This is a genomic window from Nostoc sp. JL34, assembly GCF_017114945.1.
GTDB lineage: Bacteria > Cyanobacteriota > Cyanobacteriia > Cyanobacteriales > Nostocaceae > Nostoc.
The window spans coordinates 19,249-44,005 of record NZ_JABXKQ010000128.1 but is presented as its reverse complement, the minus strand read 5'-3'; the positions used below and the strand labels follow the sequence as shown (position 1 = coordinate 44,005).

The 24,757-nt window shown below is 42.6% G+C and carries 17 protein-coding genes; 7 read left to right on the top strand and 10 right to left on the bottom strand.

Annotated features, from left to right (window positions below; genetic code table 11):
• Positions 1 to 25 precede the first annotated feature (25 nt).
• The 8 genes from HWQ44_RS23090 to HWQ44_RS23055 all read right to left on the bottom strand — a co-directional run bounded on the left by HWQ44_RS23090 (position 26) and on the right by HWQ44_RS23055 (position 8,331).
• On the bottom strand, positions 26 to 307 hold the full coding sequence (locus tag HWQ44_RS23090) for a hypothetical protein (protein ID WP_292723555.1): 282 nt from the start codon (positions 305 to 307) through the stop codon (positions 26 to 28).
• Positions 304 to 534 (bottom strand): hypothetical protein, encoded by a 231-nt coding sequence (locus HWQ44_RS23085; RefSeq protein WP_292723552.1) that lies wholly within the window; start codon positions 532 to 534, stop codon positions 304 to 306. Before HWQ44_RS23085 ends, HWQ44_RS23090 begins: the two co-directional genes overlap by 4 nt.
• Before the next feature lie 325 nt (positions 535 to 859).
• Positions 860 to 2,353, bottom strand: a complete 1,494-nt coding sequence (locus HWQ44_RS23080; RefSeq protein ID WP_292723549.1) for a catalase — start codon at positions 2,351 to 2,353, stop codon at positions 860 to 862.
• Between the two features lie 206 nt (positions 2,354 to 2,559).
• Positions 2,560 to 3,933, bottom strand: a complete 1,374-nt coding sequence (locus tag HWQ44_RS23075; protein WP_292723546.1) for an alkaline phosphatase family protein — start codon at positions 3,931 to 3,933, stop codon at positions 2,560 to 2,562.
• 15 nt (positions 3,934 to 3,948) lie between these two features.
• Positions 3,949 to 5,172 carry a metabolite traffic protein EboE gene (gene eboE / locus HWQ44_RS23070; protein ID WP_292723543.1) on the bottom strand — a complete coding sequence of 408 codons (1,224 nt, stop codon included), beginning with the start codon at positions 5,170 to 5,172 and terminating at the stop codon, positions 3,949 to 3,951.
• A 147-nt stretch (positions 5,173 to 5,319) separates the two neighbouring features.
• Complete coding sequence (gene eboC / locus HWQ44_RS23065) at positions 5,320 to 6,252, bottom strand: UbiA-like protein EboC (protein ID WP_334857303.1); 933 nt, start codon at positions 6,250 to 6,252, stop codon at positions 5,320 to 5,322.
• A 120-nt stretch (positions 6,253 to 6,372) separates the two neighbouring features.
• On the bottom strand, positions 6,373 to 7,356 hold the full coding sequence (locus HWQ44_RS23060; protein WP_292723540.1) for a TatD family hydrolase: 984 nt from the start codon (positions 7,354 to 7,356) through the stop codon (positions 6,373 to 6,375).
• A gap of 93 nt (positions 7,357 to 7,449) precedes the next feature.
• Entirely contained in the window at positions 7,450 to 8,331 is an 882-nt protein-coding gene (locus tag HWQ44_RS23055; protein WP_292723537.1) for an EboA family metabolite traffic protein, read from the bottom strand.
• A 475-nt stretch (positions 8,332 to 8,806) separates the two neighbouring features.
• Between HWQ44_RS23055 and HWQ44_RS23050 the strand changes: the two genes are divergently transcribed.
• Positions 8,807 to 10,009, top strand: a complete 1,203-nt coding sequence (locus tag HWQ44_RS23050; RefSeq protein ID WP_292723534.1) for a 3-dehydroquinate synthase — start codon at positions 8,807 to 8,809, stop codon at positions 10,007 to 10,009.
• 344 nt (positions 10,010 to 10,353) lie between these two features.
• On the opposite strand, the gene HWQ44_RS23040 is transcribed toward HWQ44_RS23050, so the two are convergent.
• Positions 10,354 to 11,055: a YdcF family protein gene (locus tag HWQ44_RS23040; protein ID WP_292723529.1), complete on the bottom strand. Its 702-nt coding sequence runs from the start codon at positions 11,053 to 11,055 to the stop codon at positions 10,354 to 10,356.
• A gap of 312 nt (positions 11,056 to 11,367) precedes the next feature.
• Here HWQ44_RS23040 and ctpB point away from each other — a divergent pair, with 312 nt between their 5' ends.
• From ctpB to HWQ44_RS23020, 4 genes are all read left to right on the top strand, one after another.
• Positions 11,368 to 12,708, top strand: a complete 1,341-nt coding sequence (ctpB, locus tag HWQ44_RS23035; protein WP_292723526.1) for a carboxyl-terminal processing protease CtpB — start codon at positions 11,368 to 11,370, stop codon at positions 12,706 to 12,708.
• 137 nt (positions 12,709 to 12,845) lie between these two features.
• Complete coding sequence (locus HWQ44_RS23030; protein ID WP_292723523.1) at positions 12,846 to 13,814, top strand: glycosyltransferase; 969 nt, start codon at positions 12,846 to 12,848, stop codon at positions 13,812 to 13,814.
• A 349-nt stretch (positions 13,815 to 14,163) separates the two neighbouring features.
• Positions 14,164 to 15,348, top strand: coding sequence for an AbrB family transcriptional regulator (locus tag HWQ44_RS23025; protein ID WP_292723520.1), 1,185 nt, complete (start codon positions 14,164 to 14,166; stop codon positions 15,346 to 15,348).
• Between the two features lie 118 nt (positions 15,349 to 15,466).
• Complete coding sequence (locus HWQ44_RS23020) at positions 15,467 to 16,279, top strand: DUF1838 domain-containing protein (RefSeq protein WP_292723517.1); 813 nt, start codon at positions 15,467 to 15,469, stop codon at positions 16,277 to 16,279.
• A 317-nt stretch (positions 16,280 to 16,596) separates the two neighbouring features.
• Here the strand turns inward: HWQ44_RS23020 and HWQ44_RS23015 are convergent, their stop codons facing one another.
• On the bottom strand, positions 16,597 to 22,488 hold the full coding sequence (locus HWQ44_RS23015; RefSeq protein WP_292723514.1) for a translocation/assembly module TamB domain-containing protein: 5,892 nt from the start codon (positions 22,486 to 22,488) through the stop codon (positions 16,597 to 16,599).
• 260 nt (positions 22,489 to 22,748) lie between these two features.
• On the opposite strand from HWQ44_RS23015, the gene HWQ44_RS23010 reads away from it, so the two are divergent.
• Both HWQ44_RS23010 and murQ read left to right on the top strand, forming a co-directional pair.
• Positions 22,749 to 23,195, top strand: a complete 447-nt coding sequence (locus HWQ44_RS23010) for a DUF3110 domain-containing protein (protein WP_292723511.1) — start codon at positions 22,749 to 22,751, stop codon at positions 23,193 to 23,195.
• A gap of 149 nt (positions 23,196 to 23,344) precedes the next feature.
• The gene (gene murQ, locus HWQ44_RS23005) at positions 23,345 to 24,271 is read left to right on the top strand and encodes an N-acetylmuramic acid 6-phosphate etherase (protein WP_292723507.1); all 927 of its coding nucleotides are present in this window, start codon (positions 23,345 to 23,347) and stop codon (positions 24,269 to 24,271) included.
• The last annotated feature ends 486 nt before the right edge of the window (positions 24,272 to 24,757 follow it).

Genomic DNA, 24,757 nt, shown 5'->3' with positions numbered 1-24,757 from the left:
AATAGCTGTAAATATTTTTGTTTATCTAGTTAATGAGTCTCTGAACTCCGTGAACGAGTATTTTAGCTCCGTCAACGAGGCTTTTATCTCCGTCAACGAGGCTTTTATCTCCGTCAACGAGTATTTTATCTCCGTCAACGAGTATTTTAGCTCCGTTAACGAGGCTTTTATCTCCGTCAACGAGTATTTTAGCTCCGTTAACGAGTATTTTAGCTCCGTTAACGAGTATTTTATCTCCGTCAACGAGTATTTTAGCTCCGTTAACGAGTATTTTATCTCCGTTCACGAGTATTTTAGCTTCGTTCACGAGGCTTTTATTTCCGTTAACGGGTTATAGAGATAACGATCGTGGTTAATTGCACCATCTTTTACATCACATTCCATAGGATTTGAACCTAAATCCCAAATAGAAGATGTTTGTTTAATACTAGTAATAATAATTTTTCCATTTTCTTGAATAATTTCAAACTCTTGGTTTTCTCCTAATAGTTCTTTAGGGATTAATAAGCCTTTTTCTGTTGCTGTTAATTTCATGTTAATTACCTCAATTGATTTTGTAAGTTAATCAAATGAATTTGCTTTAGGGCGGGCAAGATGCCATTAGTGTCAACTTAAGGTTAAAACCCATTTGTCAACGATAGGTTTTGTTAGGAACGAAGTATAAAGGTGAACTTTTTTCTGACTTTTATACGCAAGCTGGGAGTGATGCTAATAAACAAAGCATTAATAGTCCCTGAAAAAGTTCGTTTTTTGTCCCTTTCAAACCAAATTGTTAAGCATAAATGCTTATTGATATAGGAAGTTTGAGCTTAACTTGACACCTATGGCAAGATGCCCACCCCACAAAATTGGATAAGGCTTACCAGTTACCTACAGGTTGAGCAGTAGCACCCAGCATTGAGGGATCGATTGAAATGCCCAATCCTTCAGCTACACGACGACCATAAGAAACATCTGCCCGGAAGAAGTGGCAAAGTTGGCGCATTTGGATGTCTTCCCTTGCTTGAGAAAGACTACCGACAATATTTTTTGCCAGACGCTCTTGCTGTTCAGGAGTTAGTAAGCGATACAGATTACCTGCTTGCGTATAATCGTCGTTTCCTTCACGATGACTGTAACGATCGACTGTGACATCGCCTAAATGATTAGGTGGTTCTGCATAAGCTGGATTTTCTTTGGGCGTACCCTCAGCACTATTCGGTTCATAGTTAGGAACGCTACCGCCGTTGTTCCCCGATGCCATAAAGCCATCTCGCTGATAATACATCACTGGACATTTGGGCTGGTTAACGGGTAGTTGCTGATAGTTACCACCCAAGCGATACCGTTGAGCATCTGGGTAAGAAAAAATTCGAGCTTGCAGCATTTTGTCTGGAGAGAAACTAATGCCAGGAACCACCGCACTAGGGCTAAAAGCGGCTTGCTCAACTTCGGCGAAATAATTCTCAGGGTTACGATTTAACTCTAATATCCCGACTTCAATTAAAGGATATTCTCCTTGTTTCCAAACTTTGGTCAAGTCAAAAGGATTATCAGGATGTTTTTCCGCTTGCTCCTCGGTCATCACCTGAATACACATCCGCCACTTAGGATAGTCACCTTGAGCGATCGCTTCAAACAAATCGTGAGTCGCATGATCGGGATCTTCGCCCTTAATCTTAGCCGATTCTTCCTCTGTCAAGGTTTGATGCCCTTGCAGAGTCTTAAAGTGAAATTTACACCAAACGCGATCGCCTTCAGCATTAATTAAGCTGAAAGTATGGCTACCAAAGCCGTCCATGTGGCGATGGGTTTTGGGAACTCCCCGATCTGAAAACAGGATCGTCACTTGGTGAAGCGATTCTGGACTGAGTGACCAAAAATCCCACTTTGCATTCTGGTCTTTGCAATTGGTTTGGGGATTACGCTTTTGGGTATGGATAAAATCAGGAAACTTCAAAGGGTCGCGGATGAAGAAAATAGGGGTATTGTTACCTACAAGATCCCAGTTGCCCTCCTCAGTATAAAACTTGAGGGAAAAACCTCTAGGGTCGCGCTCGGCATCTGCTGAACCTTTTTCTCCTCCGACTGTAGAGAAACGCAAGAGAAGTTCCGTTTTCTTACCAATTTCAGAAAAAAGTTTGGCTTTACTGTAGCGGGTAATGTCATTGGTAATAGTCAAAGTACCGTGAGCCGCCGCACCTTTAGCGTGGACAACTCTTTCAGGAATACGTTCTCTGTTGAAATGAGCCAGCTTTTCTATCAGGTGGAAATCCTGGATTAATACAGGGCCACGCGCTCCAGCCGTGAGTGAGTTCTGATTATCGCTAACTGGAATACCGTCAGCAGTTGTCAATTTTTGGTGTTCAGTCATGGGTAAAGAAGCTCTCCATTAAGTTACTCAGATTGCCCACAGTACATTTTAGTCAGTAGATTGACGGATGCCTACTGATACAACAATCTAATTCATAGTCATAACGACTTTATATATAAAACATACTCGATATGATTATGAATTACAAGGAATTTTTTTGTATTTTGGTAAGATGTAGAGACGATATATCGGCTCTATACTGCCTTTCAGGTATTTAAATGTTTGAGAATCAACGAGCAAACATCTGTCGGCTCAATTTGATGTTTATTAACTAGGTGAGTTTGATGAGTGATAAATAGAGGCCCTTCATCTGGAGAAGTGGTGATATTACCGTGAGAGCCACGCACCAGGGAAGCATCCAGAGGGATCACATCCATTAAGTAGCGAAAACCTAGTTGTTTCTTAAGTAACTTGAGAGCAATTTTTCCTTGAGGAAATTTTATTTGCGGATCGAGGAACAGTTCTACAGGATCGTAACCAGGTTTGCGGTGGATATCTACAGTTCTAGCAAAATCAGGCGCTTTCGCATCATCAAGCCAATAATAATAGGTAAACCAAGCGTCAGATTGTGCGATCGCTACCAACTCACCCGATCTAGGATGATCGAGATGGTAGGCTTGTTTTCCCTGTTCATCCAATACCTGCGCTACGCCTTCAGTCGCTTCTAAAAGCGATCGCACTTTCGAGATATACGCTGGATCGTTGACATATACATGAGCAATTTGGTGATCGGCAACGGCAAAGGCAATGCTAGCCCCAAAATCGAGCAGTTCTCGCCCTAATTCTTCTCGGATAGCTATTAAACCGTTTTCTCGTAGTACGCGGTTCAAATCCACCGCTTTAGAAACTGACGTAATGCCATATTCAGAAAGAATAACTACCTGAATATTACGTGCTTGATAATATTCAATTAAATCGCCACAAACAGCATCAATTTCTTGCAAATCTGCTTGAATTTGTGTTTGATTGTTACCAAATTTTTGCAGACAGTAATCTAAATGTGGTAAATAAACCAGTGATAATGTCGGGCTGTAACGTTCCTCAATCCATTTTGCCGAATTGGCAATCCATTGGCTAGAACTAATGGAAGTTTTTGGGCCCCAGAAATCGAACAAAGGGAAATTTCCTAAATCAGATTGAATTTGCGATCGCACATCACTAGGATGGGTATAAATATCAGGTAATTTTCTCCCATCTGCGGGATACATTGGGCGCGGCGTAATCGCATAATCTGCTGTAGAGTACATGTTGTACCACCAAAAAAGGTTGGCACAAGTGAAATTTGGATCAATTGATTTAGCTATTTCCCAAACTTTGGGAGCCTGCACTAGTTTATTAGACTGCCGCCAAAACTTCACTTCACATTCATCACGGAAGTACCAACCATTAGCGACAATTCCATGTTCATCAGGCAATTTTCCTGTTAAATAAGTAGCCTGAACTGAACAAGTTACAGCAGGTAACACTTTTTTGATGGAAGCTACCTGTCCTTTAGCAGCCCAAGAAGATAAAAACGGCGTGTTTTCTCCTAGTAAGCTGGGCGTTAACCCCACGACATTTAGAACAACTGTTTTTTTCATAAACTTAGTTTCTTATTAATTTGCGACGAATTCTTTTAATACCCACTCATATTCACGCTGAATAGAAGTCAGCATATCTATCTTCATTTCTGACGGCAATACATCCCAAGTGTAAGTTTCAATTTCTAAATGTGAACAAGCATTATTTGTCTGAAGTAGCTGTAAAACAGTAGCAATGTCATCTTGCGTAGATTGCAATATTTGATAATCATGAATAAAAATTGGGACATGGAAGTGAGTACGCCATTCTTCAGCTAGAGATTGCTCTAAATGTGGTAATGCAGTTATTAAGTCATGATAATGATGCAGTGTATCATCGCTGCGACGTTCTATTACCTGGTGAAGATAGGTAGATTCTGCAAAAGGACGTAAACGCTCAACTATCAAACTACGCTTCTCAACCTCAGCAGGTATTTTTACTTTAATTGCAGCGCTGATTTGAATTTTTCCAATTTTAATTCCTGCCGATTGCAAACGTGCAAATACAGAAGCTGGCTGCTCATATTCAACGGAAAAATGGCAGGTATCATAGCAAATGCGAACGTGTTCTAGGAATTTAGTCTCTGCTAAATTCTGCTCAATATTTAATTTTTCTGATAAATAACTACCACCGATTGGCAATAAACAATTTTGATAGAAGTCAATTACTTCTGAGGTGTTTTCAATTAAACCATCAGGCTCAGGTTCTAAATCAATATGGAGTATCTTTCCTGTTTCTTCGCAGATGCGAATCATTTCTACAACAACAGATGCGATGTTCAAACAACTCTTTTTCAAAACAGTCTCGAAAGTTGCTTGGTCTTTTACCCACCAAGGTTTATAGGATAATGGTAGTGTAGAAATTCCGCCATCAAGTTCTTGGGGTAATAGACTAGCTAAAATATGTGCCAAGTTTAATGTATAATTAACCCGTTCTTGTGTAGACCAATCTGGTGCATAAACTTGGTCTTTTACCACCTGTCGATGAAATCCGCCATAAGGGAATCCGTTTAAGGTGAAAACATATAAATCTTGTTGAGTTAGCCAAGTTTTAAATTGAGCTAAATTATTACTTTCTAAAAGTTGTTTTGCAGCAACATCTGCTAACCTCAAGCCAATACCAAAAGGTTCTGTCGGCGATAAACGTGATTTGAGTTCGGGAATATACTTTTCTAAATTCGTGAAAACCTCTAGCCAACTTTCACCAGGATGAATATTGCTGCAATAAGTTAAGTGAAAATTGTTGTTCGTAATTTTCATTTTCTAGCTCTATCCCTTGTTTATGTAATTTGTTTTATTTGGCTTAAACTATTTCACAAAATACTTGCTAGATATTCATAGTTAGGGGCGCATAGATGTGCGCCCCTACAGCCGATTAATGGTATTACTGGGTGTATACATTCAAATTTAAGTAACAGCAAATACTTTTGCTAACTTCATCGAAATGGGTAACAAGATTAGAACTAATAAACCGTAATACAAACCAGCAAAACCAGATGCAATGGTTGCATCTAAGACTATTAGAGATAAAACGCCTATTTTCACGGCATTTCGGATGTTTTCAGCTATCGGTTCGCGCGCCGCTTTGATAAAGTTAGGCAAGATTCTGATAGCTAAGAAAATAGCGAATGGTAAGGCTGCGATCGCTGTATAATCTTCTAATAATCCTAAAGCTAAAACTGCTGTCAAAACTGTTGCAATTAGCAGTAATGCAAGTACTCCTGTAATCTTCTTACCTCCGTGAACTTCACCCTGACTAATTGCAGTGATAGCAGCAATATAAAGAATAGGAATCAACGCTAAATACCAGCGTTCTCCGATTATTTCTGGTACAGCACTTACGCCTAATAATAAGTTACTGCCACGACACAAACCCATATTTAAAGGGCCGAAAAAAGGATGATGTTTGGCGAGTGAGTTATAGAGGAGGCATGAAAGAGTGATAAAAATAGCGATCGCAGCACTCAACAATGATACTTGAAATGCAGCTAAAATCCCAATCGCAAACAGTATACTCCCCAATAAAGTAGCATTTTGACTAGATACGCGACCACTAGGAATTGCTCTATTTGGGCGCTCTTTTGCATCTAATTCTGCATCAAAAACATCGTTAAAAACTATACCGCCGCCATATAAACCAGTTGTAGCCAATAACAACCAAGTTAATGGAATTAATATGGCAACACTTGCTTCACCATTAATTAATTTAGTAAAAATTATTCCAGAGCCAGAAGCAGCAAAACCAAGAAGAATATCCGCCCAAGCAGTAACAATATTAGCAGGACGCATCAATTCCAAATAACCCCGCCAGCTTTGAAAATTTAAGCTTGCAACATTCACTTATCTGCCTCCATGCCTAGTAATTTCTCAAAATAAACCGCATATCACAAATGAATTAGATATTTATGCAATTCCTCTTCCTCAGTACAGACGCGATTAATCGCGTCTCTCCGCCATTTTCTATTCAATCAACACAAAATCTGAAACTGATTTGATTCCTGGTTCCTGTCCCCGCAGCACAGAATTACCACTGAACAACTGGCGTTGATCGACAGATTGCGGATTGAGCCAATCTGAAGCTTGCATCTGCCCAGTTTGACTGTAAGCAGCAAGGGCATTTTCATAACAAACTGCTTGCACATGTTCTTCAGGAATGCCCCTATCTAACATCAACTGAGCAGTTTTTGGGACTGCCAAAGGATCGCTAATACCCCAATCAGCACTACTATCTACAATGATGCGATCGCATCCATACTTGCGGACAACTTCAACCATCCTGGCGTTACCCATCTTCGTTTGTGGGTAAATCGTAAAAGCTGCCCAAAAACCGCGTCCTAATACTTCTTCAACAGTTTCTTCGTTGTTGTGGTCGATAACTACTTGTGAAGGATCTAAACCATATTCAATACAGCGATCCATACTCCGACTAGCACCCGCCTTTTTATTTCGGTGAGGAGTATGAATTAGTACCAACGTATCAAGTTCTTTGGCTAATTCTAACTGTTGACAAAAGTACTTATCTTCTGCTTCTGTCATATCGTCATAGCCAATTTCACCAATGGCAACAACTCCTTCTTTACAGGCATAAAGTGGTAGCAGTTCCATAACTTCATCTGCTAGCGCTTCGTTATTAGCTTCTTTCGGATTTAAGCCGATTGTGCAGTAGTGTTGGATGCCAAACTGACTAGCACGAAACCGTTCCCAGCCTACAAGACTACTGAAGTAGTCTTTAAATGAGCCAGCGTTGGTTCGGGGTTGTCCTAACCAAAAGGCTGGTTCAATAACGGCGACAATTCCATATTCCCGCATTACTAAGTAATCGTAAGTAGTACGGGAACACATGTGAATGTGAGGATCGATGAACATCATGGTTTTAATGATTGGGCATTGAGTATGGGGCATTGGGCATGAGGCATTGAGTATGGGGCATGGGGCATTGGGCATTTTCCTTGTCCTCCTCGTCTCCCACGTCTCCCTTGTACAGACGCGATTAATTACGTCTCTCCCCAGTCCCTTTTATTTGTAAACAAAGAGGCGTTAGCGCAGCTCGCCGCAGGCATCGCGGCTAAAACTGCTCCAAGTCAGATTACCTTGTTGAATGGATGACTGTAAATCTGGGTAATAAGAAAGTAATGCTTGCGCTTGGGGTAAAGAAGACTCAGCACAAGCTAACGCTGCTGCTTCTTGCTCGTGTATATCCCCATTAGCCAGTACTTTTTCTAAATCTGTGATGATGGCACTATCGGCAAACCGCCCTACAGACCGCCAAAGTTCTGGCGTAACTGAGCGTTTAGCTGCCCAACGTTCATGGGCATAGTCTGCCAACATTCTCGCCAATTCTGGGTTAGCACGCCGATCTAGACCCCAAATCAGATGCAACGGACTGCCGACAAACACAGCCTTCAGTACCATCTGATTCCAAGCAGCATTATCTAAGTAATTTGCTGGATAAGGGTTACGCAGTGCTATAGCTTGAAATACATTACTCATATTGCTGCGAATTCCCTCAGCAGTACGGTGGCGATGTAATTCTGGATGTGGTAAAAGCGGCAAACTTTGATAAAGGACAACTAACTCCCCCATATCGGCAGTGGAGAAGACTTGATCAAGCGATCGCACATACCTCTGGGGATCATGGTGGGGCAAAGCTAAAAGCAAGAGTGTGCGACCTGCTTGATCTACACTCCAATGACCAGGATACCAACCGGGAATCACATCCTGTGCTGCTTCCAAGTCCTGGAATGTTAGCTGCAAATCCTCTTTACCTAGATAACGCGGCACAGCACTAAAAGCCGTAAAAAACACTCGTTCCGCAGCGCTGTTAGCAATCTGCGCCTGCTTCTGTTCCAACCAAGCAAAAGCTTTTTCTGAAACAGACTTTAACAGCCAGTGATGCAGTAACTTGTTTACTTTACTCATGATAAATTCAGGAGAAGTTGTCCAACTTTTTTGTGACAACCAAGTATAAAATCTACCACTAAACTTGATATTTTGGGTTTGAAGCAGTTAAATAATATACTACTAAGATCATAACTTTACTGAATCTATAAAAATCTCCTGACTTTAAAGAAGATACTGTAAAGATACGATTTTGATTAGATAAATTCTCAAACTATCTTACGGAAAAAACTTAGAATTCTATGTAATAATGATATGAATTGCCAACCTTAGACATAAAGTTTAGGCAAAAATAAAAACTATTATCTAATGTTATTATTCATTTTATCTACTAAGTGAAGACGCTTCAAAAGAATGATTTATTTAGTAACTAGATTTGTCTAGTAAACTATTTAAACATTTGAGGCGTTTCATTGATAATGGTACTATTTTTGCTGCCAATAAAAATTGTAGTAATTCATCTATTTACAGTTACTTAAAAAGCAATAATATTCAAATGGCTATTCAACAAAAAACCGCTCTTAATCTGCAACCAATTAACCAATGTGTCCGTGTGACCTTCAATTATGATGTTCACTTCACTAAAGGTTTATTTCAGTTAGATAATCCTTTACTTGCACAAGTGATTGCCGCAGATAGAGAGACAACTCCAAAACGAGTGCTAGCAGTGGTAGATGCAGGATTGTTGCAGTCCGAAGATGGGTTGCTAAAAAAATTATCAGCCTATGCCCAGCGTTATGAAGATGTGCTAACACTAAGCGGTGAACCGATAGTAGTGCCGGGTGGAGAAACAGTTAAGAATGATTCTCGATTTATAGAGCAAATTCATCAACAGATCAATGCATCTGGATTGTGCCGTCACTCCTACGTTTTAGCAATTGGAGGTGGAGCCGTCCTAGACATGGCAGGATACGCAGCAACAACGGCTCACCGAGGAATTCGGCTGTTACGAGTACCGACAACAGTATTAGGGCAAAACGATTCTGGTGTAGGGGTAAAGAACGGAATCAATGCCTTCGGTAAGAAAAACTTTTTGGGTACATTCATGCCACCTTATGCTGTCTTGAATGACTTTGATTTTCTTACTAGCCTCGACGATCGAGATTGGCGATCGGGTATTGCAGAAGCGGTGAAAGTAGCGCTAATTAAAGATGCAGATTTCTTCGATTTCATTATGACTAATGCTGAGAAATTGGCTAATCGAGATATGGACATAATGGAAAGACTGATTTATCGCTGTTCTCAGTTGCACTTAGAGCATATTGCTGGTAGCGGCGATCCCTTTGAAATGGGTTCATCACGTCCTTTAGATTTTGGACACTGGGCTGCTCACAAACTGGAGCATTTAACTAATTACAGCTTACGTCATGGTGAAGCTGTAGCGATCGGCATTGCTTTAGACACCACCTATTCATATTTAACAGGGCAACTCTTGCAATCAGAATGGCAAAGGGCTTTAACTACACTCAAAAAATTAGGCTTTACTTTGTACGTATCAGCACTGACAGAGCAGTTAGATCAACTAGACCATCCGCATTGTCTATTTAGGGGGCTGACCGAGTTCCGTGAACACTTGGGAGGACAATTAACAATTACCCTTCTACAAGGAATTGGAGAGGGAATAGAAGTTAACCAGGTGGATTTGTCTTTGTATAGAGATGCTATTTTGATGCTGCAAGATTGGGAACTTTTGCATTAATTCTCCATTGGGTGCAATTACCAGAAGCGATGTTTAACAACAAGCCCAGAGGTGGAGAGTAACATTTTCTTCACCTTTGCCTAATTGCGATTATTTTATTCTGCAAAAATATAGCTGAATTTTTACGGCGATCGCTACTTCGTGGTTCGGAATTGCAAAATACTTTTTAGTTCCTCTTCTTCTTCGTTGAGAACGTGGTAAGTTTCTCAACATGAAAAGCTAGTTGTTGACTTATCAGGTGCTTATATCTCGGAGGATAAATATACAGCATCGGTTGGTATATGAGGTCATCGAATTCGAGCAAGTAGTCAAGATAATTCGCATGTGGACGCATTACGAGTAAGTTATCTCCTCAACCCACCTTGGTGTTCACAATGAAAACCTCGATTCTCCCAAGCTTGCATATCTACATCAGTAAGTCTTGTCACATTTGAGCATTGCGGTTGAATAATTTGACTTAAAATCGCCCAAAATAAGCTGCGTGTTACATCTAATCCAGTTTTGAGCCAAGATTCACTATTACCAGGAACACCCAACTCCTGAACAATCTCTGACTCTACCCAAATACCATGAGCGCCCAAAAGAATCTGTGCTATCCATTTGGCTCTAGGTAAGTGACTTGGCGAGGTAATCAACATGACTTTATGCACTCCCCAACGCCGCAAAATTGGAATACCATAATAAAAATTTTCAAAGGTAGAATTCGCACAGTTTTCTAACCAAACGTTTTGTAACCCTGCTAATTCCGCCTGAAAAATTAACCATATACAGGGGTCTGGGGAACCATGAGAAATTAAAATTGGGGTTTGCGGGTATTGTTTTGCTTGTTGGGCAACATAAGTTTCTCGGCGAATACTGCCACCAAGCACAAAGAAGGCATCTACATTTGGCTGCGAATAAGCAAAAACTAAGGTTATAGTAGTAAAAATCAGCCAAGCACCCAAGACAACGTACAATACACCAGTTAGTTTTTGTAACAATTGCCACAGATTAGCAGAATGTTTTTTAATAGAAATTAATGATTTGATGGTAAATTTGCGTTTCATGACTTCGGTAAGAAAAGCTGATTTAATAGCTGTCTAACAGTGCTACAATTCAGTGAGCAAAGTGCTATCTTATGAAAGTAATCTAGAATGCAAACATGACGCTAATCAAAGTGTCACATGGTCAGTATACCCTTCCGGAGAAGACTAACAAACTGAGAAATGATTGTTAATAACTAATGCGGCATTTTGGCATCATTTAAGCATAAAAATGATGAAGGAGCATAGTTGATTTTGGGGTATAAAAACTTAAAAATTTCTGGAAAGCCTGATTGCTAAACTGTCAACAACACAATTATTCCAGCTAAAGTATACATGAACCAATCTGCGAAAAGTTACTCACCGCTCCAAGTAGCCTTGATTGGTGGAGCGATCGCCACAACAGCTACGATGTCTGTATTCGGTCCTGCTTGGACTCGTGGTGTCCGTGCTGCTCTAGCCCTACAAGACAGCCCGAAAGTGATAGTTGACCAAGTTTGGCAACTGGTGAATCATGAATATGTTGATGGTAAATTTAATCAACAAGATTGGCAAGCAACCAGGCAAAGCCTGTTGAGCAAAGACTATTCTTCTAAGGAAGAAGCTTATGCTGCCATCCGCGAAGCTTTGCAAAAGTTGGGAGATCCTTACACTCGGTTTATGGATCCCCAACAGTTTGAAGCCTTGACTAGCCAAACATCTGGGGAAGTCTCTGGCATTGGCATTCGGATGGAAGTGAACGAAAAAACTCAGCGGCTCACCGTTGTCGAAGCCATAGAAAATTCTCCGGCGCTGAAAGCTGGGATCAAAGCAGGCGATGAAATTTTGGCTATTGACGGCAAACCCACTCTCAAAATGAAAGTGGATGACGCCTCCAAGCTAATCCGTGGCAAAGCGGGTACTCCTATCAAACTAAAGCTGGGACGGGCGGGGCAAAATGCCTTTGATTTAAAACTGACGAGGGCAAGTATTGAAGTCCCAACGGTACGCTATACCCTCAAACAAGAAGGGAATCGCCGCGTTGGCTATATTCGTTTGCGAGAATTTAGCGCCCACGCAGCAGACCAAATGCAACGAGCCATCCGCGATTTGAACACTAAGAAAGTTGATTCTTATGTCTTGGATTTGCGAGGAAATCCTGGCGGTTTGTTGCAGGCGAGCATTGAAATCGCTCGGATGTGGTATGATAACGGCGGAATTGTCAAGACAATAGACCGTGTGGGCACCAGTGAAGAAACTAAAGCCAATCGCACTGCTCTAACAAATCGTCCTTTGGCGGTCTTAGTAGATGGTAATTCAGCTAGTGCTAGCGAAATCCTCACAGGAGCGCTCAAGGATAATAAGCGAGCGGTAGTTGTAGGTGGTCAAACCTTTGGCAAGGCTTTAGTGCAGTCAGTTCATGAACTCGCAGATGGTTCCGGCTTGGCTGTCACCATAGCCCATTACTACACCCCGGCGGGAACGGATATTAACCATAAAGGGATTGCCCCAGATATCAAGCTAGACTTGACAGAGGCGCAGGAGCGTCAGTTAGCTTCTAATCCAGATTTAATCGGAACTAAGAGCGATCCGCAATATGCCCGTGCGATCGCAATTTTATCAAATAACAACTTTGCCCAGCCGCCAGCAAATCAACCGACTCGACCCATGAGCCGCGCTGGTGACTTGAAATTTTAGGTGAGTGATTTGTTACCAAGTGTTCATATATTCCCAAATTCGGATTTTTGGATTTATGGAAACTGCTTGATATTACCGTTCCAAGATTTTGATTTGGGAATACTAGCTAGTAATCCCATCTCCAAAATCTCAGATTTATGAATCATCAGCCAGTTGATGCAACCACCGCCACCAGCTTTTTACCAAAGGTGTCGGTGGTTGTTCCTATTTATAACGGTGAGGCGGATTTACCAGAGTTAATCAATTGTCTGTTGTCTCAAACTTACCCAAAAGACCGGGTAGAGTACTTGTTGGTGGACAATAATAGTAGCGATCGCACTCTCACCATGCTCAAAACATCTGCTGAAAATTGCCCAATGACAATTCGCCCTTGGAGCGAAACCCAAATTCAAAGCTCCTACGCTGCTCGTAATACTGGGATTCGCGCCGCTACGGGGGAAATTATCGTTTTTACCGATGCAGATTGCCGTCCACAACCGCAATGGGTAGATGCATTAATTCAGCCTTTTGTCAACAAAGAAGTGATAATTGTCGCTGGGGAAATTTTGGCACTACCAGGCACAACTCTGCTAGAACAACACGCAGACCGTGAAGAAACTTTGTCGCAAAAGCATACCCTTAAACATTCCTTTCGTCCCTATGGTCAAACGGCTAATTTGGCGATTCGACGCATAGCCTTAGAAAAAGCGGGTTTATTTCGTCCCTATCTTACCACTGGTGGCGATGCCGATATTTGTTGGCGGATTTTGGGAGAAAACATCGGGCGTTTGGAATTTGCCCCAAATGCGATCGTTCAGCACCGCCACCGCGCTACACTTCAAGAACTGCAAAATCAATGGCGGCGCTATGGACGCTCAAATCGCTATCTGCACGAACTGCACGGTGTCGATTTAATGCGAGAGATGACACCCAGAGAATACGGCTATCGTTTGGCACGTTGGTTATTGAAGGAAGTACCAAGAGATATTAAAAAGGCGATAGCGGGTCAAGCCACCCTTGTAGATTTATTAAATACTCCCATTGGTTTGTTCACCGCTAGGGCGCGGACTGCTGGGCAAAGAGACGCCAAGCTGCCAGAAAATGCCAAGAGAATCGATCGACTGTAACAATATTAGTAGTGCGTCAAGCCAACTAGGCTGGGTGAGATGTCTGGGTTAACCGCTCCATCTTTCTCCGTGCATCTGTTCCTTTAACCACGGCTTGACATCGTTTATTTAATTGTTTTGGTTAGCGATGTCTAGCGACAAGCCGCTCCGCATCTACGCAGTTTTATGCTGACTCTGGACTCAAATTTACAGTATACTTTTTTGCTTTAATTACATACTTACCCAGACTTAAATTAGCTTATCAAAAATCCGTGTCACCAAGCATTGTTGGCTTCACGGACTACTAGTTATCTTGTGCGATCGCATTAGCTTGAGTACATCAGTTAAATTAATAAAAAAGCTCGGATCGATGAATCAAAGCCTAAGTGCTGCTCCCACCCTGGAAGAACACACTCATGAAAATCCTGTTATTACCAAACCCCAGTTATTTGCGAAGCAATTAATTGTCCTTGTTTTGGAAATGCTTCTAGCATTACCTTTGGGTTTACTCCTGGCAAAGTTCCAAATTGGCAGGATTGCCTGGATATTTGGCGGGATTGCCGCTGGTACAGTGGTTCTTCAAGGATGTCGAATTTTTTATCAATATTCCCCCCAACCTAACCGCACTGCGAGAAAAGTGGGAATGGCACTTGTAGGCTTAACTGTCGGCGCTTCCAATGCCCACAGTAATCTAGCTAGTGTTGCTTCTGGTATTCCCATATTTATTTTTCTTACCTTGTTTCTGCTGCTGAGTGGAAGTTGCATTGGTTACATTTACTCCCGCCTCAGCAAAACCAACATATTGACAGCAATGCTAGCTACAGTTCCTGGTGGTGTAGGAATTATGGCAGCGATCGCCGCCGATTACAATAAAAATGTTAGCTTGGTTGCCCTAGTTCAGGCGATTCGCGTCACCTCAGTAGTTGTTCTAATTCCCTTCATTGTGAGAACATCATCTGGTAATTACTATCCTCAAACACTCCCAATCAACAGTGCTTGGCTCAACCTCGATCCATCTCAACTAGGATTACTTTTGGTAGTACTGGTAATCACTGGATTAGTAGTTTATCCAGCTATATTATTTAAAATTCCTGCTGGCGATTTCTTTGGTGCATTGTTGATTGGTATTGGGTTTAATCCTTTGCTACATTGGCTGCCTTTTGTGGGTGATATTAGCTTTAGTCCACCGCCAATAATAAACTTATTGGGTCAAATGCTCCTGGGAATTACTGTTGGTGAGTATTGGGGAGACAAACCCAACTTTAAAAAGCGGACTATCGGCTATGCCTTGATGTCTGTAGGGATGACCCTCGTAGCCGGAGCGATCGCTGCTATACTTGCGATGCAATTAACCTCTTGGGACTGGTTAACTTGTCTTTTAGTCACAGCACCAGGAGGATCGGCAGAAATGATCCTGGTTTCCCTGGCATTGAATCATAATGTTGAAATTGTCACAACTGGTCATTTAGTGCGACTGATTGCGATTAATAGTTCCCTACCACTTTGGGTGTTTTTGTTTCGCCGTCTGGATGAGCAACTTTCTGAACCAGTTTAATTCATGAAGGGATTGGGGCATGGGGCAGATAAAACTTCTTAACTCCTAACTCCTAAAGATGCAACTTCAATGCTGATTAGCTTATTCTTTTGTTATCCAAATATTAAGGATGCTTTAGATGGTTGCCCAAATCCAAGAACTTGAAGCCCAACACTGGGTTAAAACTCGTTCTTCCCTCGACCCTAGCGAATCCACTTTCCTGATTTGGAAGGGTAAAATTTACGCCTTTATCCCCGGTGAGAAAAGACAACTCCTGTTTAAGATCCTGGGATTGAGTGTTAGCCGATGTATTCCCACAGCAGAAGGTAGCTGGGATTTTACTTCTAGAGAACTGACTTACTACCTCAACCCAAAAACAGATGAAGTCTTACCCAAATGGGAGAATCCTTGGACAGGTGAGACAGTTCCGGTGATTCACGTTGCCAATAATCCTGTGCAGGGAACGTTTGAGGGAAATTTCCCCGCCCAAGTAGATGGTGACAGCACAACCTTCGTTTTTGACATATTTCCCTATTACCCCAATCCCTTGGCAGACGAACCCAAATTTGCCGAATACAGCCCAAATCCAATTTATCAGGCAGCGGAACTGTTTAAATTAACAGTGCCAACCGCAGATTTATTCAACCCAGAACTTTCCTCAGTTTCTCAACTCAAACTGAGTTGGGATCGGATTGGTCAATGGCTTCCCTGGATGAAAATGGGCGATCGCCCCGGTCAACTTATCTACAGTGCTGTTGGCAGCAAAGTTAATGGTTTAACAGAACTTCCCCCCGTGCTGCAAGACGAAATTAATAACCGTATTCCTCTATATAAACAAGCCCCAAAAGCATTAATAGATGGGGAAGATATGACTTCTTGGTTATACTTCCAAAAACATTTTCAAGCTTATTTGGCTGGTGAAATCTTCCCGCTTCCTCAAGCAGAAGAGTGAGGAGTAGGGAATTAGGAGTTATATTATGTCCGGTTAATTACTTATGATTACCGCATCCGTGCAAAAGTCAGGAAAACCTCTTTCTCCCTGCTCCCTGCCCCCTGCACCCCTGCGGTCTAAATAATAAGTCTTTACTCGAACATGATATTAGGAATTTTATTCCCTCCTACCCTATACCCTGGAGATAATTTTGTCGGGTGTGTTATGCCGTAGGCTAACTTATATCTTGCACTAGGCGACTAGAAGTCGATTTTCGGTGCGTTAGGACTAATGTCCATAACGCACCCTACCAGATTCCAGACGTGGATCAATTTCCTTTAAAACCGCGTTTGATACTCCACGACTGCACGACTGTCATCAGTTAAATTAGTGGAAGCCCGCACACGAAATTCATCGTTTATCCGGTAATTAACACCCCATTGAAAGGGGTCATTAGTTGTCAAAATCTTGATACTAGAAACGGATATCTTAGAAGAGATATCAACCCCAGCCTCCGCTGCCAATTCCAAAGTTGAAGTGCTTCTTCCCGCTTCAGGATTCTCAGAAATAACGGTAGGAAATATTCGCAGTTCACTTAAGCCAAAAGCACTTCCAATCTGGTTAAAAGCTGACTGAAAATTATTGAGCACAGCTGAACCTGCGATGTTAATCAGACCTAAAGTACTGTCAGCACGTCCTTGGGTGTCTACAAATCCACCTCCTAAAAGAGCAACAATTTCGGTTTGGCTACGTGACGGACTGCTTGTTAGTTCTAGATTTTCATTGAGTTTGCTGGCAAGACCGTTGATCGTGGCTTCGACTCGAACACTCTCTAAGGCTGATAAACCAGTGGAATTTACCCGACTGAAGTCATTACTTTGAGTTACGTCTAGTACTTTGGCAAATAGCCGAATATCTAAGTTGGGGTCGCGAGGTTGAGAGGGACTAAAAGTTGCGGTGTGTTTATAGCCACGAGCAAGGTTAAATTGGGTAGTAAATAAATTCACCCCTCCTTGTTCTAACCGAATAGTGCCATCGGGGACAGGCTGATTGATTGAGCCGTTAACGATGAGATTACCAGTGGCGCGGAAGCTGAGAATTGGGGCACGGGTAATTTGGACATTTTTGCCTAGTTCTAAATCTAGATTATTAAATCTGGCGTTTGCATTTCCTGTCCCATTCCCAATTTCCGGCTTGTTCTGCTTATTGGCTTTTGTGGGTGATACACTGAGACTACTATTTGCAGATGTATTAGCGTTGGTAGATTCTGCCAGCAATACCTGACCATCAAATAAATTTACTCTACCGCCAATCATGGGATTCAGGGCAGAACCAGTAATCTGCAAATTGCCGCTAGCACCTCCCTGATAAAGTCCCTTGAGATTCAATGCTAGCTGATCGAGATTAACGGTTAGGGGATTCTTGATAGTCGCATTCTCATTGTTGAAAATGGGAATTTCTCCAGCAGCTTCTACCTTCCCACGGCTAAATCTACCTTGAAGATTTTCTACTAAGATACTGTCAAAATTAAACAGCACTCTACCTGTAACACGTCTCAGCTTCCCTGGTAAAGCTTGGGCTGAAAAAGTAGCATTATTGACAGTAGCAATTCCATCTACTTGGGGTTTTTGCAATGTTCCCCGCACCTTTAGGTCTACTTCTCCTTCACCTTTCTCAAATACCACTTGATTAGTCAATGCGTTTAACAGTGCCAATCCCTCATTTTCCAACTTCATATCCAGACTAATTTGGTCACTGTCTGGTGCAACGGTTGCAAAAGGCAATTTATAAGGAATGCTGCCAGTAATATCAACAGGTTTTGGCCCAGCAACTGCTACAGTACTACCAAAGTTTAAGCGTCCGTTGGCATAGCTGAAACTTGCTGTTGCTGACTCTATTTTGTTCTGATTTAGTATTCCTTCTGTGATTTGCAATTCCCCTCTAGATTGGGGATTAGCAATGCTGCCTGCTAAAGCTGCTGTACCGTTAAGATTACCTGTGATTCCAACTGGCAGTTTGACAAAATTATTCAGTACTTGTACCGGAAAATTATTCACCCGCAGCTGGCCAGATTGTTCATCACCGCCAACGTTACCTGTGAAGGCAATCAGCCTGTTTTGAGATTCGAGCCGTAAAGGTCGCAAACTCAAAACACCGTTTTCAAAGTTGCCTTCGGCAATCACTTTGTCGGCAGTATAATAACGATTTCGTTCTTTCTTTTTACCCCAGGCAAAGTCTTGTCCATTCAAATTAAAATCCACTGATAATCCACTGGCTGTAGCTGTATTTACAGCCACTTCTCCGTTGAAAGTCCCCTTTAAGTCTGCCAAATCCGGTATTGGAGTAGAATTAAGTCGCTGTTCTTCCTGTTCTGCTATCAAAGCTTCAATTTCAGAAAACCGTTGGATTTGGGTTAATAAGGGTTGATTTTGCGCTCCTTGGGGGTTGGTAGTCAGATCCGCTGCTGTGCCATAAATTGGTGCTGAACCACCTTGCAAATTTTGTAAATCAAATGCCTGTGCTACAGCTAGAACATCTTGGATCTCTCCCTGGTTGATGTTCAGTTTACCTTGTAGTTGAGGCCCTTTAGGGCTTTGAGCAAAAGTCCCGACAAGGGCATAGCTACTTTTACCTTTGACAAATTCACTACTGGCGAGTGTGGCTTTACCGTTAGCGTAGCGGAATTGAGCAGCTATTCGATCGCCGCGAACCCGGCCAATTTGCGGATTAGCGATCGCTAAATTCCCCGTTGTTGCAAACGTCTGCTGATTAAACAGCAAATCCCCAGTTAACAAGCCAGCTATCTTACCAGTACCCAGGCGAGTAACTGGTGGCGGAGTCAAATTCAATATTTGTAAGGGGAAATTGGCAACTTTGAGTGCCCAATCATTCCCTTGAATATTGCCTGTGGCTGATGCTTGCTGCCATTTTACTAAGAAAGATTTCAGGCGATTATTGGCATCTAAATTGAAGGCAAGGCGATCGCTATTTCCTGCTAAGTTCAAATTCAACCCGCGTCCCTGTGCTGAATCGATATTTCCAGTTAACAACGGCTCAAAAGCAATATCTTGAACAACCAAGTCTCGTAAGTTGATTTGCCCTACTACATTTGGCAAGGGCAACTTACCAGTGATTTGACCATTAAAATCTACTCTCCCCGCCACAGCAACCTGATTAGGAAGATTAATCGGTAACTGTTTTAAGTTGTAATTCTGCGCCTGGACGTTGAGATTTAGGGCAATAATTTCCGGTATACCTGCTTGTTTTGCATTGGCTAATATGTTACCAGTAACACTTAAACCGGGAGCAGTTGCTCGCTCAATAGTCAGCCTTTCACCACTCCAAGCGATCGCAGCACTCAAGGGTTGCTCTAGACCAGGGATACCTTGAGATAATTGCACCTGTCCAGCAGCACGTACATCAGCTAATTTGGATGATCCGAGCGTGCCAGCTAATTGCAACTGACCGCCAAACTGACCCCGCAATTGCTGATTGAACCGATTTAATTCCACACCGTCAGCATCAACTACAGCTTGATAGCGACCATTAGCTACTTGGATATTAGAGGCTGCGATCGTTCCACCTGCAACATCCAGCCGTCCCTGACCACTGGCTTGAATAGTTTGCGGTTGGAAGGATTCAACAGAACCCGCCACGTTTGCTTGACCAGTTAACGTCCCTCGAAACTGTGGTGGTACTGCTGCTAACTGCTGTAACGGTACATTAGTTGCCTGAACTTGCGCCTGATATAAACCATTACCCACTTGGATATTAGAGGCTGTAATAGTTCCACCCGCAACGTTTACCCGCGCCTGACCGCTGGCTTGAATAGTTTGCGGCTTGAAAGAATCAACAGAACCTGCCACGTTTACTTGACCAGTTAAAGTCCCTCGAAACTGCTTTGGTACTGCTGCCAACTGCTGCACAGGTACATTATTTGCCTGAACCAGTGCCTGGTATAGACCATTACCCACTTGGATATTAGAGGCTGTAATAGTTCCACCAGCAACGTTTACCCGCGCCTGACCATTGGCTTGAATAGTTTGCGGTTTAAAAGAATCAACAGAACCCGCTACATCGAACTGACCATTTAATGCCCCTTGAAACTGCTTTGGTACTGTTGCCAACTGCTGTACAGGAACATTCTTAGCCTGAACTTGCGCCTGATAGACACCATTCGCCACTTGGATATTAGAGGCTGTAACCGTACCCCTGCCAATAGCAAGGCGACCTTCACCACTGCCACGGAGGGTTTTCAGGCTGAAATTCTCTCTATTGCCTGCGATTTGAAACGTACCCGCTAATGGATTATTTAAAGCTGGGGGAGACTGTTTCAATATTTGTCCCAACCGCACACCATTAGCTATAAGTTGAGCCGAGAAGCTTTGGTCTTGTAGTTGGATATTAGAAACTGCAACTGTGCCGCCACCAATTTGAACTCCTGCACCATCACTGCGAATTGTGGCAATTTCAAATGGTGCTGTGCTGCCTGAGAGGATGAGACGACCATTGAACAGTGCCCCAGCCAAAGAGACATTTTGCAGTTGACTTTTGTCTACAAAGGGTTCCAATTTTACCCCAGAGGCAACAGCTACAGCTTGCCAACGCTGATTGGCGTAACTACCAGTTGCCCGGACTGTACCACCACTTACATTAACAGCTACATTACGAAAAGAGACGGTGCGATTTGGGGCGATTGCAACTTCACCTGTTCCGGGGTAAGTTCCGTTAGGAGCTTGGTATTGCACCACCGTTTGGACATTGGTGGGAGCGCCAGTTAGTTGGGCTGTAGCTGAGACATTACCGATTTGAAAAGCAGGTGTTGTTTCATAAACTTTGGCGATCGCATCCCCTGGAACATTCTTGGCAGCGAAATTTAAATCTAGTCGAGGTGTTTTACCAAGTTGAATTGTGCCAGCGCCCGTGATGTCACCACCAACTTTGGCTTTCCCTTGAATATCTTTTAGGGTAATTAAAGAGGAACTAGTAACAAGCTCAAACTTACTACTGATGCTATTAAAATCAACTTTATCAATTCGGGCAGTTTGGATCGTGGAAACTGAGCCTGAAAGAATTGGCTCTTTAGTTGATCCGGTAATTTGCAAAGAAGCTTGTACTTGTCCAGCGATCGGTACAGGTAATTTTACCTTGAGAGTCTCCTGAGCATTCGCTAAACTCACGGCATTTACACGCGCTGCCAACTTAAAGCCTGCTTTCGTGTCGATGATTCCCGTAGCCACTAAAGGAATTTTGCCGTAGTTGCTAGTAACATTATTTAACTGCAACTCTGTTCCCTGGAAGTGGAGGTTTCCTTGGCTATTGCTCAACAGTTGCGGGACTTTGGGTATTTGAAGCGTTACCCCTTGCACGGTAGCGTTGCCAAACAATAAAGTTTGCTGTCCTGGTGTCAATCGAATTAACAAGTCACCATTGGCTCGACCCGCTTGTAAGTTTACTGGTAACTTAATCAACCGAGTAATATTCTCAGCCAAAAAATCTTGTGCTTGCACCTGGAAGTTCCCTGCTAGCACCTTGGAACGTGTCTCTCCCTGAATGGAAATATTGCCACCACTGTCTGCTTGACCCCCGACTTCAAACCGTATCAACTGGTTGTTTGCTAAAAGTTGAGCAGAGCCATTCAACTGGGAAAATGTTACTGGCGATGATGATGAGGGAGCTTTTACTCCCCTTGCTTCCTCTGCTCTCTCCTGCGGCATCAATGCCAGCTTGGCATTGCGAAACCGCAGGTTGTCCAAATCGGTTTTAATGGCGCCGCCTTCACCTGACGACGCTATAGTAGTGGAAATCCAGCGCCCTTGGTCATCCTGTTCAATGAAAATATCTGGGTTGACTAAGGTGACATCTAGCTTTAAATGGTGGTTAAAAATTAGTTGCAACAGATCAAAACCCACCTCTACAGATTCGACTGTGGCCCGATCTTGATCTGTGGGTGTGGCTGGGATAGCTGAAGCCCCAAACTGCACTCCCGTCAACGAAAATTGTGTGACTCTTCCCAGTTTTACTGGACGGTTGAGTGTAGTCGTGAGACTTTGTTGTGCCAACGGTGTTAACTCTGTTTGCACAAAAGTCCATAACCGCCAAATACCGACAAGAATTCCTAACAGTAAAAGTCCGCCCAAGGCAATGCTACCCCGACTCAACACCAGCAACCACAGACGCTTGCGGTTAGTGTAAGGGAAGTGATGATCTTGATTGGGAGATTTAGTCATTTGCTTTCACTGTATTAATTGCCGGATATCGCTGGCACACACAAGCATTAACTGGCACATTGATTCAGTATGCCATTTCCAGGATACGCCAACTAAACCCAAGACCCCATTGGTTGAGTTACGGTATTTGCTCGATCCAATACTTATGCTTAATAATATTGGCGTTTTCAGGAAAATCTGAATAGAGTGAAAATTGTTCCTGTGACTTTCCTTGAGACACAATCTCGAACTTTAATATGAATAGACCTTAAAAAGGACAGATGATTACACCAATGCGTGTCTTTGTGTTAATTTTTAATGCTCGAACGGAAAATGAGGGGATTCACACGATTCGGGAGGGCGATGCCGAAGGCGGCAAGCTACGCAATAAAATTCTGATGTTCGAGTCAGAAGACGATGCGACACGCTTTGCCCTGATGTTAGAAGCTCAGGATTTCCCCGCGCCCACACCGGAGCCGATGGATGCTGAGGAAATCAAGGAATTTTGCGAAAGTGCTGGGTATGAATGGGAAATCGTCCCAGAAAACAGCCCTTTAGTTAGTAAAGTCCCAGAACTTAATGTGGAAGAAACCGACTGGCAAGCAGATGCCCAGAAGGGGGATACTGTTGAAGACACCTTCCCTCTCAATCAACAGCCACTAGAAGAACCAGAATTGTCTGATTCTGAACTAGAGAAGATGCGTCGCAAATTGGAAGGGTTGTTGTAATTAGTCATTAGTCATTAGTCATTAGTCATTAGCCATTAGCCATTAGCCATTAGCCATTGGCCGCTAACTGACTAATGACAACGGACATAGATAGATGCCCAAAGAAAGGGCGGCGTAGGGTAGAACAAAGGACAAAGGACAAATGACAAATGACAAATTTGCAAGAACGCGGGCATCTTTTAACCGAGCTGGTAAATCCTAACAGTCTTAACTTAGACCAGCTCAGTTCTCTGGAATTGGTGGAGTTGTTTAATGATGAAGATCAAAAGGCTGTTGCAGCAGTTGCAGCGGCAAAAATTCAGTTGGCTGAAGCAATTGATAGCACCGCAGAGCGTTTGCGCCACGGAGGACACTTATTTTATATCGGTGCAGGGACAAGTGGTCGGTTAGGGGTGTTAGATGCTGCTGAGTGTCCACCTACTTTTTGTACACCCCCAGAGTTGGTACAGGGGATTATTGCTGGTGGTGCTGGTGCGCTGGTACGCAGTTCTGAGGATTTAGAAGACAGCATCGAAGATGGTGAGGCTGCGATCGCTGGGCGACACGTTACCCAACTGGATGTTGTAGTTGGTATTACCGCTGGTGGGACAACGCCATTTGTCCACGGTGCGCTTCATGCTGCTCGTCAGCGGGGAGCCACGACTATTTTTATCGCCTGTGTTCCATCTGAACAAGTTAGCTTTGATGCCGATATTGACATTCGCTTATTGACAGGCCCAGAAATAATTGCCGGCTCAACTCGCCTGAAAGCTGGTACAGCCACTAAATTAGCTTTAAATATCCTTTCTAGTGGGGTGATGGTCAAGCTAGGCAAAGTTTATGGCAATCGAATGGTGGATGTGGCGGTAACAAATCAAAAGTTACGCGATCGCGCTTTGCGAATTTTGCAAGACCTCACGGGTTTAAGTCGGGAAGCTGCTGGTTTTTTACTAGAACGTAGTGGTAAATGGGTCAAGCTAGCGCTATTAATGCACTGGACTGGTTTAGAAAAAGACGAAGGCGATCGGCTTCTTTCAGAACACCAAAGTAATCTCAGGGCAGCTGTTATGAGCTATGAAAACCACAAGCAACCTTGAAGAAATTTTCCTAAATAAATAGTCTATACATGGCTGCTACTTATCTTAGTAGCACGCCTTTTTTTAAGAACAATATTCTCTAGAAAAGCTGACATTAACTGATAAAAATTAGTGAACAGTAAAGTTAAGTAAATATTTTTAACATTTATTGTCAATCTCAGTAACTAATCTATTTTTAACCAAAATTCAGAACTTATACGGATATAATTCCGGATGAAAATTCTTAAAATAATATATCAAATACTGAATTCATTTTTATGATGTGAACTATGGCAACCTACTTGAGTAATGAAATATTAGCAGAAAAGAAAAGTCTGCCAATAAGAAACTCTGTGCTAGATAAATATATATTTACTAGCAATAGCTTTGCGAACTTCCCATCTTTCTGCTTTTAATAATCTTGATTTAGACTGCTACAGACCAAATGTATTTGCACTGATTCACATATCTGCTGACCACTATATAGCTAGCATAGGTTTTTCAAGA

Excerpts from the sequence above, each read along its gene's own strand:
- HWQ44_RS23085 (WP_292723552.1), bottom strand. The coding sequence starts at position 534 with ATGAAATTAACAGCAACAGAAAAAGGCTTATTAATCCCTAAAGAACTA.
- HWQ44_RS23080 (WP_292723549.1), bottom strand. The coding sequence starts at position 2,353 with ATGACTGAACACCAAAAATTGACAACTGCTGACGGTATTCCAGTTAGC.
- HWQ44_RS23075 (WP_292723546.1), bottom strand. The coding sequence starts at position 3,933 with ATGAAAAAAACAGTTGTTCTAAATGTCGTGGGGTTAACGCCCAGCTTA.
- eboE (WP_292723543.1), bottom strand. The coding sequence starts at position 5,172 with ATGAAAATTACGAACAACAATTTTCACTTAACTTATTGCAGCAATATT.
- HWQ44_RS23060 (WP_292723540.1), bottom strand. The coding sequence starts at position 7,356 with ATGCCCAATGCCCCATGCCCCATACTCAATGCCTCATGCCCAATGCCC.
- HWQ44_RS23055 (WP_292723537.1), bottom strand. The coding sequence starts at position 8,331 with ATGAGTAAAGTAAACAAGTTACTGCATCACTGGCTGTTAAAGTCTGTT.
- HWQ44_RS23050 (WP_292723534.1), top strand. The coding sequence starts at position 8,807 with ATGGCTATTCAACAAAAAACCGCTCTTAATCTGCAACCAATTAACCAA.
- HWQ44_RS23040 (WP_292723529.1), bottom strand. The coding sequence starts at position 11,055 with ATGAAACGCAAATTTACCATCAAATCATTAATTTCTATTAAAAAACAT.
- ctpB (WP_292723526.1), top strand. The coding sequence starts at position 11,368 with ATGAACCAATCTGCGAAAAGTTACTCACCGCTCCAAGTAGCCTTGATT.
- HWQ44_RS23030 (WP_292723523.1), top strand. The coding sequence starts at position 12,846 with ATGAATCATCAGCCAGTTGATGCAACCACCGCCACCAGCTTTTTACCA.
- HWQ44_RS23025 (WP_292723520.1), top strand. The coding sequence starts at position 14,164 with ATGAATCAAAGCCTAAGTGCTGCTCCCACCCTGGAAGAACACACTCAT.
- HWQ44_RS23020 (WP_292723517.1), top strand. The coding sequence starts at position 15,467 with ATGGTTGCCCAAATCCAAGAACTTGAAGCCCAACACTGGGTTAAAACT.
- HWQ44_RS23015 (WP_292723514.1), bottom strand. The coding sequence starts at position 22,488 with ATGACTAAATCTCCCAATCAAGATCATCACTTCCCTTACACTAACCGC.
- HWQ44_RS23010 (WP_292723511.1), top strand. The coding sequence starts at position 22,749 with ATGATTACACCAATGCGTGTCTTTGTGTTAATTTTTAATGCTCGAACG.
- murQ (WP_292723507.1), top strand. The coding sequence starts at position 23,345 with ATGACAAATTTGCAAGAACGCGGGCATCTTTTAACCGAGCTGGTAAAT.